Annotated in this window: 12 protein-coding genes and 1 pseudogene; 2 read left to right on the top strand and 11 right to left on the bottom strand. The window is 58.0% G+C overall.

The window, feature by feature from the left end:
* Window positions 1-154: 154 nt before the first annotated feature.
* On the bottom strand, window positions 155-835 hold the full coding sequence (locus RYB66_RS23980; RefSeq protein WP_057404317.1) for a hypothetical protein: 681 nt from the start codon (window positions 833-835) through the stop codon (window positions 155-157).
* Between the two features lie 161 nt (window positions 836-996).
* Between RYB66_RS23980 and RYB66_RS23975 the strand changes: the two are divergent.
* Window positions 997-1,161, top strand: a pseudogene (locus tag RYB66_RS23975) (permease); the annotation flags it as partial.
* A gap of 66 nt (window positions 1,162-1,227) precedes the next feature.
* Here the strand turns inward: RYB66_RS23975 and RYB66_RS23970 are convergent.
* The 9 genes from RYB66_RS23970 to RYB66_RS23930 form a co-directional block, all read right to left on the bottom strand.
* Window positions 1,228-1,845: a hypothetical protein gene (locus RYB66_RS23970; RefSeq protein WP_316895669.1), complete on the bottom strand. Its 618-nt coding sequence runs from the start codon at window positions 1,843-1,845 to the stop codon at window positions 1,228-1,230.
* Between the two features lie 113 nt (window positions 1,846-1,958).
* A complete protein-coding gene (gene argE / locus RYB66_RS23965) occupies window positions 1,959-3,113 on the bottom strand; it encodes an acetylornithine deacetylase (RefSeq protein WP_316895667.1) in 1,155 nt (384 codons plus the stop codon).
* The gene (locus RYB66_RS23960) at window positions 3,110-3,787 is read right to left on the bottom strand and encodes a DUF1028 domain-containing protein (protein ID WP_316895666.1); all 678 of its coding nucleotides are present in this window, start codon (window positions 3,785-3,787) and stop codon (window positions 3,110-3,112) included. Before RYB66_RS23960 ends, argE begins: the two co-directional genes overlap by 4 nt.
* Window positions 3,788-3,799: 12 nt before the next feature.
* Window positions 3,800-4,216, bottom strand: coding sequence for a RidA family protein (locus tag RYB66_RS23955; RefSeq protein ID WP_003408344.1), 417 nt, complete (start codon window positions 4,214-4,216; stop codon window positions 3,800-3,802).
* Window positions 4,217-4,247: 31 nt separating this feature from the next.
* A complete protein-coding gene (locus tag RYB66_RS23950) occupies window positions 4,248-5,543 on the bottom strand; it encodes an NAD(P)/FAD-dependent oxidoreductase (protein WP_316895664.1) in 1,296 nt (431 codons plus the stop codon).
* 126 nt (window positions 5,544-5,669) lie between these two features.
* Window positions 5,670-6,401, bottom strand: a complete 732-nt coding sequence (locus tag RYB66_RS23945) for a class II aldolase and adducin N-terminal domain-containing protein (protein WP_316895661.1) — start codon at window positions 6,399-6,401, stop codon at window positions 5,670-5,672.
* 58 nt (window positions 6,402-6,459) lie between these two features.
* Window positions 6,460-7,293, bottom strand: coding sequence for a transporter substrate-binding domain-containing protein (locus tag RYB66_RS23940; RefSeq protein WP_057405246.1), 834 nt, complete (start codon window positions 7,291-7,293; stop codon window positions 6,460-6,462).
* 26 nt (window positions 7,294-7,319) lie between these two features.
* Window positions 7,320-8,192, bottom strand: a complete 873-nt coding sequence (locus RYB66_RS23935) for a phytanoyl-CoA dioxygenase family protein (RefSeq protein ID WP_044295729.1) — start codon at window positions 8,190-8,192, stop codon at window positions 7,320-7,322.
* A 24-nt stretch (window positions 8,193-8,216) separates the two neighbouring features.
* Window positions 8,217-9,737: an amino acid ABC transporter permease/ATP-binding protein gene (locus tag RYB66_RS23930; RefSeq protein ID WP_003435000.1), complete on the bottom strand. Its 1,521-nt coding sequence runs from the start codon at window positions 9,735-9,737 to the stop codon at window positions 8,217-8,219.
* Window positions 9,738-10,212: 475 nt separating this feature from the next.
* Here RYB66_RS23930 and RYB66_RS23925 point away from each other — a divergent pair, with 475 nt between their 5' ends.
* The gene (locus RYB66_RS23925; RefSeq protein ID WP_316895658.1) at window positions 10,213-11,127 is read left to right on the top strand and encodes a LysR family transcriptional regulator; all 915 of its coding nucleotides are present in this window, start codon (window positions 10,213-10,215) and stop codon (window positions 11,125-11,127) included.
* Between the two features lie 103 nt (window positions 11,128-11,230).
* Here RYB66_RS23925 and RYB66_RS23920 read toward each other — a convergent pair whose 3' ends face one another.
* A complete protein-coding gene (locus tag RYB66_RS23920) occupies window positions 11,231-12,553 on the bottom strand; it encodes a 3-isopropylmalate dehydratase large subunit (protein ID WP_316895656.1) in 1,323 nt (440 codons plus the stop codon).
* Window positions 12,554-12,582 lie beyond the last annotated feature (29 nt).

The following is a 12,582-nucleotide window of genomic DNA, read 5'->3' as shown; positions in this document are numbered from 1 at the left end:
TCTACGTCATCCTCCACGCCCGGTTACGCTCAACCAAAGTGGTGACCGCATTTAGATCTTGGGAAATACTCGCTTCGGTCGCCAATAGCAAACCTGCTCAATTTTTGATCACTACAGGCATTGAGGCTGTAGGCATATCATCATATCCTTGATATTAATATCTTACGTGGGACTCAACAAACGAATTGGCCTGTTCCAGTATTTTCTTCCAATCATCCAGGCAGCTACCTGGAATCGACAATATCATGAGTGCTTTCATGCTCTCACGGTAATACTCACCGTCGCAGCTACTTAATTCACCACTGGGAGAAGGTCTGCACATCATAAAAAACCAAGGGCGACCTTGCTCGTCGTTCGCCCAAAAGTATGAATAGGGCCTTTTCTCTACGCCGTGTGTACCTCTGTAGCCAAAAAGCGATTTTTTTGAATCGTATTGAACACTGTCTTTTTGCACCTGAGTTGCCGATGAGGTGTAAATGTCTTTCAGGTACCCCATGTCGGTCGGTGCTGTATCCATCGCTCTAATGGTCAATGATATTCTGTCACGAGCGGACGGGTTCGAAAAATAGCTTGCTCCTCCAGCAGGCATCATCGTTGGCCACTTAAAATGAACGGTGACCTCAGACGCTTGGTCTTCGCATGTAAGGTCCTTTTTTATTTTTGAGACGTTCCTACCCCAATAATCGACACCCTTCAGCGATGGCGGGAAGGCAAAATATTCTTTATCGATGCTGACTTTGTGATTGCCAACCGAGACACAGACTTCAGCCCCAACGCCCCAATTACTGAACATCAACAGAGCAAGGAAAACGGCTCCACGACCCACTATTTTCATCAATTCAAATCCTTTGATCGATGGTGCCTCCACTTGAGGCTTGCACCTTGACTCAGTATAAGGTGGCACAGCCCGATTGCGTTCAGGCGCCATGTGTTTTTTTGTTATATAAATTAGCTTTTTACTGCAATGGGTATCTAATCTTAAGTAGTAATCCATTAGTTATAGTTTTACACAAACGCCTCATCATCACGCACCGCACCGACATCACGCTCGGCTTGGAGACCCGTTTTCAGAACGAGGTATTGTTAAATAGGTACCTGAACTTCCTCCACACCGTATTATCCCCAACAACTGAGTTCACCGAAAAAGCCTGGACGTGGTAGCCGCCTTTGCAACCCACTTAATCGGGAGTGGGCCAAGTTCGCCAACGTGTCTGGTGCTGTCTGCAATCAGCGTCCGGGCGCGGCCAAACGCGCATATTGGTCCTGACTGATCCATCCAGTGAACGAACGATCATCCGCATTGATGAACTCGACCTGGGCCGCGCCATTCTTGAATGCCAGAACCCCGACTACGTCATCCTTGACGATATAAGCGCCTCGGGTGGCCTTGGCATTCGGCGTTTTCTGCAGCCAGGCCTTGTCCGCGGTGACGGTCACCAGACCTACCCACTGTTTGCTGGCGGTCCGGGTCAGATCCATGCCGGTGGCGATGTCCGGTACCAACACGTTCATGCAGCCAGGGTGCTGCCGGCCTTGCTCTATCGTTAGAACCACGCCATCAGCCGAGGCCTTCAGTGTTCCTGGGTAGACGTCATCAAGCCAGGACGACACCGCTGCGCCCTTCCCGGCCTCGACCTTGCCTTGCAGATAGAACGCACAGCTGAATGCCTCGCCGCGCGTCTCCAAGTAATAACCCTCGACCTGATGCTCGGGCGTTACGGCCAGCATCAACTGCTCGTATTTGCCGGAATGCAGTGCCGAGTCCTGAGCGAAAACCGACGTGCCAACACACAGCAATAGAGTTGCGGCCAGGGACCAGCGAGTAAGGGGAAGTTTGTCAGTCATGCTTCCATCCATAGAACGTTCGAATAGCCGGGAAGAGTGGCCAGTCCATGACTGGCGCGCCGAGTCGTTAGCGTATTTCGGCGCGCAACTGTATCACTGAAATCAGGGGCGATTCATGGCTGCGACGCGAACGCCAGTACACGTTTGAGCATCTCGTCACAGGCGTCAAGTTGCTCGACGCTGATGAATTCGTCCGGCTTGTGCCCCTGCTCCATGCTGCCCGGCCCGCAGACCACTGCCGGAATGCCTGACTGGTCGAACAACCCGCCTTCGGTTCCGAAGGCAACCGTGCCGAACGCCCGGGAGCCGCAAAAACCGGCAATCAATTCCGCAGCCTGGCTGTGCAGGGGAATATCCAGTCCCGGATAGCTCGACAATTCAGTGAAGCGAATCTCGCTCCGGGCACTGACCGCCTGCATGGCCGGCAACAGTTTTTGCGCGGCGTAGGCGTGCATGGCAGTGACGATCTGCTGCGGGTCCAGGGTGGGGAGCGCACGCACTTCGAAATCGAAACGGCACTGTTCGGGCACGATGTTCAACGCCGTGCCGCCGCTGATCACGCCGGTCTGAATGGTCGAAAACGGCGGATCAAAGCGCTCGTCAAGGGCATCAGCCACCCGTAACGCCTCGCCCAGGCGAACCAGTTCGCCGATCAACTGCGCCGCATATTCAATGGCGTTAACGCCGCTGGGCGCGTGGGCCGAGTGGCAGGCGGCACCCTGTACATCGCAGCGCATCGCGACCTTGCCTTTGTGGCCGAGTACCGGCTTCAGCTCCGTGGGTTCGCCAATCACGCATAGCATCGGCTTCACCGGCCGCGACCGCAGCGATGCCAGTAACGAGCGTACGCCCAGGCAACCCACTTCCTCGTCGTAGGACAGCGCGATATGCACCGGCATGTGCAGAGATGCCTGGGTCAGCGCCGGAACCAGCGCCAGCACGCAGGCAATGTAGCCTTTCATGTCCGCAGTGCCACGGCCGTAGAGTTTGCCATCCGCTTCGCTCAGTTCGAACGGCGGAAACGTCCATGGCTGGCCGTCAACCGGCACTACGTCAGTGTGGCCGGACAACACGATGCCTGGCACGTCAGCCGGGCCGATGGTGGCGAACAGATTGGCCTTGGTTTTCTGCGCGTTGTAGATCAACTCGCAGGAGACGCCGAAGCGCTCGAGGTATTCACCCACAAAGTCGATCAGGGCCAGATTCGATTCGCGACTGGTGGTGTCGAAGGCCACCAGCCGCGCCAACAGCTCGCGGCTGGAGCTCATCGCTCGTCTCCCGGCACGCCGTAGCCTGGTGCGCCAGCCGGGTTCAGGGCGCGGTCGAGGTAATCCTGCATTTGCGGCTGGTAGGCCTGCCAAAGACTTTTCAGCTCGCCTAGCGGGTCGTGCTCGGCCCAGTCCACGCGCAGGTCGACGATGGGCCAGGACTGCTCGCCCACGACTTTCAGCGCCGCCGAATGGACCGGCCCTGCTTCGCCGCCTGCTGCCAGACCGGCCTGCATCGCCTGTAACAAACGCTCTGCCAGGTGCCCGGTTGCCTGCTCGAAGGACTGAATCATCGCGTCGATGACGGCCTGGCCCGCGAGCATGTTGCCAGCCGCCACGCACTGATCGCCGCTGCCCGCGTTGTTGATGCCCAGTGTTTCGCTGCCGCTGAAATGCGCGACTCGCCCCTGATGATCAATCGCCGTGATCTGCCGATACTCACTGAACGGGCTGGCATTCATGACCTGGTCCAGCGATTGAGAAGCAGACATGCCCTGCTCCATCAGGTCCAGCGTTTGCGGTCCCAGGGCCGGCAGTGTGATGTTCTGCGACGACACCGCGCCGACACCCGCACGCAGCCAGGGGCAACGCGCGCCTACGGCAATGCTCGACGAGCTGATGGCAATGCCCAGCTGGCCGGTTTTGGCACAGCGGGCGGCAATGGAAAAAGTCATGGGCAACAGTCCTTATTCAGGGATCACGGCGATCACGTCGATTTCCATCAACCATTGCGGCTGCCCCAGCGCCGACACCACCAGCCCGGTGGAGATCGGGAACACGCCTTTCAGCCACTTGCCCACTTCGTGATAGACCGGCTCGCGGTAGCGCGGGTCGGTGATGTAAGTGGTGGTCTTGACGATGTGCGACAGGTCACTGCCCGCCTCTTCGAGCAATTGCTTAACGTTTTTCATCGCCTGCTGCGCCTGTGCCGCGGGGTCACCGAGGCCGACCAGATTGCCGTCGAAATCGGTGCCGACCTGGCCCCTGACGTACACGGTATTGCCCGCGCGCACCGCCTGACACAGGTCGTTGTTCAGGCTTTGATTGGGGTAGGTGTCCTTGGTGTTGAACATGCGGATACGAGTATGAGTCGGCGTAGTCATGGGTAACTCCTGTGGGCATTGAGCGCGATGATCAACCATTGACGTTGCGCAACGGCACGACGGGGGCCGTACGTTTGCCGGCGTCATAGGAACGGTATTTGTGCTGCGTGGCGATCTGATCGGCGACGTGTCTGGCGTCGTGCCATACGCCCCAGATAAACGCGGAGCCGCGGCGTGACAACCATGGCAGGCCGACGAAGTACAGGCCTTGCTCGCAGGACACGCCACGCTGGTGACGAGGTTTGCCTTTGCTGTCGAAGGCATCGACCTGCAGCCAGCTGTAATCCAGGGCATAGCCGGTGGCCCAGATGATCGACGTGACGCCTGACTCGATCAGGTCCAGCTCGCTGAGCGGATGGGTGATGCATGGCGCATCCGCCACCCGTTCACGGGCCGACGGCTCCAGCGGCAGGTCCAGGCCGTTGCGTGCAGCGTAGGCATCAGCGGCATCGAGCAGCGACAGGTAGTTCGCGTCGCCACTGTCGAGGTTGCTCACCAGATCATTCTGGAAGTGCACCTTGTTGCCGACGAAGCTTTCGGTCAGGCCCACGAGGTTCATTCCGGCCTGAGCCAGCCGGCGGAAGTCGACCGTGTAGCCGCCCCTTGCACCACTGACCGCGATGGTCACGTGCTCCTTGCCGGGCTGCATGGTTTCGCTGTCCCACAACCCCAGCACACCCATCCACCAGCAGAAGTCCCGGCCGCGATAGGCGCGCGGCGGACGGTCGTGAGGGCCGACCGACAAGTACACTTTGCGACCCGAGAGCAGCAGCTCCTCGGCGATTTGCACACCCGAGGAACCAGCGCCGACCACCAGTATGCCGCCCTCGGGCAGTTGTTGCGGATTGAAATAGTGCGCCGAGTGGATCTGATGAAGCGCCTCGTTAACCGGCGCAATCGGCGGGATGACCGGCTTCTGGAACGGCCCTGTCGCCGAGACCAGATGATTGACCACATAGGTGCCGGCACTGGTTTCGACGGTAAAGCCTGCACGCCCGGTATTGCGGGTAACGCGCTTGACCTCGACGCCGGTCTTGATCGGCGCATTGAATTTGCGGGCATAGCGCTCGAAGTACTCGGCCACTTGCTCCTTGCCCGCGAACCCGTCCTGATCCATGGCGAATTCAAGGCCGGGAAACCGGTCATGCCAGGCCGGACCATTGGCTACCAGCGAGTCCCAGCGGCCACTGCGCCACGCCTCGGCAACGCGGTGTTTTTCAAGCACCAGGTGCTCGATGCCAAGACGGCTCAGGTGTTCGCTGGTGGCCACTCCGGCCTGCCCTGCACCTACGACGAGCGTATCGATTTCTATGATTTTTTCTGTCATCTCGGCATCCCTCGACAGGTGGCTTACGACCTGTTGGACGTAATGAAAAGTGTTGAAACGTCGATGCGCGGGCGCAAAAATCCCTACGCCATCCGCAGACGCGCATCCAGTCAGTAGCAGGGGCGATCAGTCGACCAAAGAGGGGTCAGCCTGAATCATCAGCAGTTTCATTTCCTCGAAGTGCTGATGAGAGAAATCCGTAATCTTCTGCCAGTCACGAGCGGTCTTCTCGGCGACATCGTCCGCCAGCACCTTGAGCGGCTGGCCGGTGGACCAGGCCGTCACCAGAATCTGGCAGGCGCGCTCCAGGGTCCAGATGTCATCGAAGGCTTCGCCAACGGTGGGCGCGGTGACGATCACGCCGTGGTTGCCCATCAGCAAGCGGCTCTTGTCCTCCAGCAAACCGGCCAGTCGAGCGCCCTCGGCAGTCGTGTCGGCCATGCCGCCGTAAAGCTCGTCCACCGCGATGCGGTTGAAGTAGCGCGCAGTGTTCTGATCGATGGGCGGAATATGCGGCTTGGCCAGGCACGCCACGGCTGTGGTGTAGACCGGGTGCAAGTGCAGCACCACGCGCGCATCGGGCAGACGCTGGTGGACCTGGCCGTGAATGGACCATGCCGTCGCATCGACATCAGGGCGATGCGCTGCGTCGGCATCATCGGCGTCGAGCAGCAACAGATCGCTGGCACGTATGCGTGAAAAATGTTTCCACTTCGGGTTGAGCAAAAACTGTTTGCCATTCGCCGAAATGGCCGCGCTGAAGTGGTTGGCGACCGCTTCATGCATACCCAGATGGGCGATGATGCGGAACGTCGCGGCCAGGTCTATGCGCGTCTGCTCTTCGAAATTAAGGGCCATGCTAATTGCTCTCCGGTCGAGCGTGCCTGCCGAACCTGTCAGGCACGTCCTTTGGTTGTCAGGGCTTAGGCATCAGGGCGGCGATGTCATCGGCTGTCGGTGCCTGAAACTTGTATTTCTCCAGCAGCGCGGCGTATTCCGGGGTCTTGCTGTACTTCTCAAGGCCATCTTCCAGGGCCTTGCGGACCACATCGTTACCCTTCTTCACGCCAAAGCCGTTGAGCACCGGGTAAATCAGGGTTTCGGAAGAAATCACCACCCGGCTACCCAGTTTTTCGACCACGCCGCGTGCGACGGCTGCGTCAGTGATCTGCGCTTCGACGGCATGGGCCAGCATGGCCTGGGTGGTCTGTGGGTCGGTACCGTACTCGCTGATGGCAATCGGTTGCAGACCGTTTTTCACGCAGTAGTCGGTCGAGAGTTTCTGCAGTTGTTGCAGCCAGGAAGTGGCCGCCATGGAGCCGATCTTGTGGCCACAGAAGTCCTCTGGCGTCTTGGGCTGATAGGCGCTGCCCTTGACCGACAGAATCGCCTCACCGCTTTTCAGGTAAGGAATCATGTCGATGACTTTCAGGCGGTCGGCGGTGATGTACATCGACGAGTTGGTGATGTCGAAACGTCCGCCCTGCAGCCCGCCGATCAGATTGGGAAAGCGCGTGTCGATGTTCTCGGCCTTGAGCCCCATGACCTTCGCCAGACCGTCGAGAAACTCGATGTCGAAACCGGCTGGACGGTTTTTGTCCATGTATTCATAGGGGAAGAACGTCATGTCCGAGCCGGCGATGATCTTGCCGGGCTGCTGGAAGGCCGAAGCGGCAGACGAGGACATGGCAACCACCGCGCCCAGCAAAGCCAGGGCTACGGGACGAACAATCAGAGCTGACAGCTTCATAGGTATTCCTCGTGGGGTCATGGAGATCAGGCAACGGCGGCGTCTTTTCCGGCTTGCTGCACAAAAAATGAAGCACCCTTGGGTTTCTGCGGCAGGCGGATATGGTTCTCGGTGCTACGTACCAGACCGCTCTCCTGGCCTGCGACCATCAACCCGGCATGCTCGCTGGGCAAAGGGTTCTCACCGAACGGCAATGCGTCTTCAGCCGCATAGACGCTGATGAACAGCGTGCGCGGGAACTCGGTTTCATTGGGGCTTGAAGCATGCAGCAGGCGTGTGTGCATGAAGCACACCGAGCCCGAGGGGCCATAGCAGGCGACCGGTTGCTGGCAATGCTGTTCAACCACCGCATCTTCCACGGCACCGGTGAAACGCTCGTTCTGCCAATGCGACCAAAGCGCCTGCTTATGGCTGCCCGGCGCCACGTTCAGCGGGCCGTTTTCAGGGGTCACATCGCTGATCATCAGCAACGCGGTAACCAGGTCATCGTTGCTGTGCGGTGTGAAGAGGAAGTCCTGATGCCACTTCACCTGAGTCGCGGTGTGCGGCAGCTTGGAGTTGATCTTGCTGTGATGAAAACGGGTGCCATTGCCGCCGATCAGCTGCGCCGCGATGGCTGCCATCCGGGACTGGAACGCTGCGTGCTGGTAGGCCGGCGAGATCTCCGTGGGCGAAGCCACGCGGCGCAGCGACGGGTGATCCGGCCGATGATCGCTTTCGATGTCGAAGCGCGGACGCCCGTCCTGAGTCTGCCCCCACGCCTGATTCTGACTGCGGCTGTCGTCGACCCACTGGTCGAAGTCCTGCTGAAGCGCTGCCACTTCATCGGCTGCCAGCACGCCCTCCACTACCAGAAAACCCTGCTCGTGAAACTGGTCAATCTGCCATTGCTCGATCATGTTCCTCTCCTCTTCAACAAGGCCTCAGGCCAGTGAGACATCTTTAAGAAAGGCTTCCACGCGCGGGTGCTGGCCGTCGCGTAGCGCCTGGGGTTTGTCATCGCAGATCACGCGTCCCTTCTCCATAAAGACGATGCGGTCAGAGACCTTGAAGGCGAAGTTCATTTCATGGGTCACGATGACCATCGTGATGCCTTCCTGGGCCAGCGTTTCAATGACCTGCAACACCTCGTTGACCTTCTCCGGGTCCAGCGCCGAGGTGGGTTCGTCGAACAGCATGATTTGCGGGCGCATCATCAGGGCGCGAGCGATGGCGACACGTTGCTGCTGGCCACCCGACAACTGATGTGGGTATTTCCAGGCGTGCTCCAGCATCCCGACCTTGTTCAGCAATTCGTAGGCCTGCTGCTTGAGCTCGGGTACCGGCGCCAGGCGGTGATAACGCGGGGCCAGCAGCAGGTTGTTCAACACCGTCAGGTGCGGAAACAGGTTGAAGCTCTGAAACACCATGCCGATGTTCAGGCGGTAGGCGGCGTTCTCCACGTAACGCGGCTTTTGCGCGCCCTGGCGAACCAGGTGAATGAATGGCTGGCCGTTGATCTTGATGTCGCCGTTGTCGATCTGCTCAAGGCCATTGAGCAGCCGGATCAGCGTGGTTTTGCCCGAGCCTGATGGGCCGATCACCGACACCACCTCGCCGGAATTGATCTGCAGGCTGACCGCACCAAGCACTTCGATGTCGTTGTACGCCTTGTGCAGTCGTGTCGCTTGCAGTGCCGGCCCTTCGAAATCGATGACAGGACGAGCGACAACCGCCGATTTGCGGCTGGCCAGCTCAAGCATTTCGGCGTCCGGCGTGCGGGTCACCTTGTGCTGCGTGACGTCCAGATAGCGTTCCAGGCGTTTGAGCAGGAAGTCGAATACGGTCACGATCAGCACGTAATAGAACGCCACGGCCGCCATGGTTTCCATTACCAGAAAGTTCTGCGAATACAGGCGCTGACCGACCATCAGGATCTCGGTCAGCGAGATCACTGAAACCAGTGAACTGAGTTTGACGATGGAGATGTATTCGTTGGTCAGCGACGGCAGCGCCACACGCAGTGCCTGTGGGATCACGATCCGCCATTGCGTACCGACGAAACGCAGGCCCAATGCCCGGGCAGCTTCGGTCTGGCCCTTGGCGATAGACAGCAGGCCGCCGCGATGAATCTCCGCAACGTAGGCTGTTTCGCACATCACCATGGCAATCAGGCCGGCCCAGAACGGATTGGCCAGTACCGCAGAAGTGGCGGGCACTGCTTGCGGCAAGTTGTAGACAAAGATCAGCAGTACCAGTAACGGCAAACTGCGAAATAACCAGATATAGGCTTTGGCCGGCAAGTTGATCAGCGGCAACGATGATTGTTTGGCCAGCGCCAGAACAAAACCCAGAACAATACTGATAACCCAGGTCAATACACTGAGTTGAATGACCGTCCAGGTGGCCATCCAGAATTCCGTATCGCTGAACAGGCCAAACATGTATTTCCAATCAAACGTCATTGTCGGCTCGCTCGGCAAATTGAATAGTGATGGGCGACGTCCTGTTGAAGTTGAAACGGGACGCTGTCCGTTTGCCCTTCTGAAACCATCATGATTGATGCCAGGTCTGCCAGACAAATAGTAAGTTTTGGCCCGCAGCATAGGAAAATCCTAAGCAGAGACGCCGGTATTCATCTTCAGGGCTGCGTTGCGTTAAAACAGGTTAGTTGTGCTTTAGTGGCACAGCGGATTGATTGCACACTTTTAGGGCGATTGAATAAAGCGGCAGCGATAAGCGCTCGCAATAGGTGCGCAGCCCGGGTTTTCGGGCTTTTCTGGCAAGCGTCTATTATTTGCGGGTGTTACTGAGTGACCATGGCCAGCAGCGCGCCCGGTGAATCCGCCAAGGCGCGGGCGGCTGGCACGCTCCTCGCTAAGCATAGGTAAAAGCTATTCAAATGCAGCCGTTCAGCATTTGCTCATCACGAGGTATCACGTGGCTCACTTCACATTGAAACAGCTCAAGTATTTCGTGACAGCCGTCGAAGTGGACAGCATTGCCGAAGCCTCACGGCAGTTGCATATTTCACAGCCTTCCATCTCCGTCGCCATCAAGAACCTCGAAGAAGCCTTCAATCAGCCGCTGTTTGTGCGTCACCACGCTCAAGGTGTTTCGCTAACTTCCGGTGGCGGGAAAGTGTATGAGAAAGCCAAAGAGTTGCTGCGACTTTCCGAAGAGCTTGAACAAAACTCCCGGGCCGAAAACAAACACGTCTCCGGCACTATCGCCATTGGCTGTTTTGAATCGGCCGCCCCGCTTTACATGCCCAGACTGGTGGCCGGTTTCAAGCGCTTATACCCGGACGTCACCATTCAGCTCTATGACGGCGAGCAACATGAACTGATGCACGGGCTGCACCGTGGGCGCTTCGATCTGGCGTTTCTGTACGACCTGGAACTGGGAACCACGATCAACAAGGAGGAATTGAATGCACCGCACAAGCCCTATGCGCTGCTGCCGGCAGCCCACCCTCTGGCGAAGAAAAAAACCGTGACCTTGCTGGAGCTGAGCCACGAACCGATGATCCTGCTCGACGCCGTGCCCAGCAGGACCTACTTCATCAATATCTTCACGGAAAAGGGCTACACACCCGTAGTCGCTTACAGCTCCCCATCGATTGAAATGGTGCGCTGCATGGTCGGCCAGGGTCTGGGGTTTTCGGTCCTGGTCACACGCCCCAGAACCAACATGACCTACGACGGTGAGCTGCTGGTGCAGCTCGATATCGAAGACGACATGCCCGCCTCCACGCTGGTCATGGCCTACCTGCGCAACAACCAGCCAACCCGCGCCACTCGCCTGTTTATGGATTACTGCCGGACCATCGAACTGGCACCGCCTGCAGCCTGAATGGGCGCAGCAGTTCGCGTGCGGTCTGTGCAAAGCCTCGTCCACAGGAGGGTGCGAGCCTCGAAGTCAAAAAGGGTCAGATCCATAAAATGACGCCCCCCTGTCAATCGGCTCTGCAGGTCTGCAGCGCCGAGAAAGAGGAGATGTAACCTGCTATGGCGCTGGCCACTACGGTTAGCGGGCTTGCCAGCCATACTTGTCCCGGGCCGGAACGCCCTGGAAAGTTACGGTTGATGGCGCTGACGGTAACCTGATCCTTACTGGTCGAAGAGCCTGGGCCGCAGTTTGCGCACGCGCCGCATGCAGGCTGTAGCAGTTCTGCACCAAAGGTCTCGAATGCCGGAAGGTAGCCTTTTTGCTCACAGTAATCGCGCACGTCTACAGTACCGAACTGCAGATACAGCTTTACGTCGGGATGGCACCTCAGGTCATTTTCAAGCGCCCAGTTGATAACCTCGAAATAGTGATCGAAATCATCACGCTTGCCCGCCGTACAGGAGCCGCCATAGGCGATATCGACATGCACCCGATCTGTCAGATCGGTGAGTTGTCGTCCATTGCCAGGGTCTCCCGGAGAAGCAATCATCGGACGAACTAGATCGCAATCGAGTTCTATGGTGTCAGCATAGGCCGCATGCGGGTCACTGTGCATCCACGGTTCAAGAACGAAGTCGACGTTGCGTCGTTGCTTGAGAAAACTGACGGTTTCCTGATCGGGCACAACGATGCCGGTGAAACCGCCAAGCTCCGCGGTCATATTGGTGAGTGTTGTGCGCTCATCAGTCGATAAAAACGCGATGGCCGGGCCGCCGAATTCAAATACCTTGCCCACGCCATGACCTGCCCTGATACGCGCATCAGCCAGCAAGACCAGCACCAGATCCTTGGCTGTGACGCCTTCGGCCAATCTGCCGATCAGCGAAATACGCAGTATCTGTGGATACACGGCTCTGACCGAGCCCGTCATGAACGCGTTGGCCATGTCGGTAGTGCCAACACCAAACGCCAGACAGCCAAGCGCGCCACTGTGCGGGGTATGTGAGTCGGTACCCACTACAACTTGTCCAGGCAGCGCATAGTGCTCGGCCATCATCGCGTGAGAGATGCCCTCACTGCCCTCCGCAGGCAAGTAACCGTGTGCGGTGAGCTTATGCTTTTCGACGAAATCCCGGTGCGCGTGGGACAAGCCATCGAGCTCACCGACAAGATTTTGTTTCAAGTGCGCCGGGCTTCGATTTTTATAGGAAAGATGGTCCTCGAAAGCCAGTATGGAATCGGGCTCATACAGTTGAAAATCTTCGCCGAACGCATCATCAAGCAAGTGGGCGCACAGGCCTGTGTAATATTCGTGAATAAAACGCCAGTCCGCCTTTAAAAGGATCCCCGCGCCCTGCTCGACGCGTTGTGCACCATGCGCTTTGATCAAATGACGCTGAATGATTTTTTCAGCGAATG

It is taken from the genome of Pseudomonas syringae group sp. 243L2 (assembly GCF_032587875.1).
Lineage (GTDB): Bacteria > Pseudomonadota > Gammaproteobacteria > Pseudomonadales > Pseudomonadaceae > Aquipseudomonas > Aquipseudomonas amygdali.
This window is presented reverse-complemented; position numbering and strand designations above follow the sequence as displayed.

Coding starts and splice junctions, on each gene's coding strand:
- RYB66_RS23980 (WP_057404317.1), bottom strand. CDS start 835: ATGAAAATAGTGGGTCGTGGAGCCGTTTTCCTTGCTCTGTTGATGTTC.
- RYB66_RS23970 (WP_316895669.1), bottom strand. CDS start 1,845: ATGACTGACAAACTTCCCCTTACTCGCTGGTCCCTGGCCGCAACTCTA.
- argE (WP_316895667.1), bottom strand. CDS start 3,113: ATGAGCTCCAGCCGCGAGCTGTTGGCGCGGCTGGTGGCCTTCGACACC.
- RYB66_RS23960 (WP_316895666.1), bottom strand. CDS start 3,787: ATGACTTTTTCCATTGCCGCCCGCTGTGCCAAAACCGGCCAGCTGGGC.
- RYB66_RS23955 (WP_003408344.1), bottom strand. CDS start 4,216: ATGACTACGCCGACTCATACTCGTATCCGCATGTTCAACACCAAGGAC.
- RYB66_RS23950 (WP_316895664.1), bottom strand. CDS start 5,543: ATGACAGAAAAAATCATAGAAATCGATACGCTCGTCGTAGGTGCAGGG.
- RYB66_RS23945 (WP_316895661.1), bottom strand. CDS start 6,401: ATGGCCCTTAATTTCGAAGAGCAGACGCGCATAGACCTGGCCGCGACG.
- RYB66_RS23940 (WP_057405246.1), bottom strand. CDS start 7,293: ATGAAGCTGTCAGCTCTGATTGTTCGTCCCGTAGCCCTGGCTTTGCTG.
- RYB66_RS23935 (WP_044295729.1), bottom strand. CDS start 8,192: ATGATCGAGCAATGGCAGATTGACCAGTTTCACGAGCAGGGTTTTCTG.
- RYB66_RS23930 (WP_003435000.1), bottom strand. CDS start 9,737: ATGACGTTTGATTGGAAATACATGTTTGGCCTGTTCAGCGATACGGAA.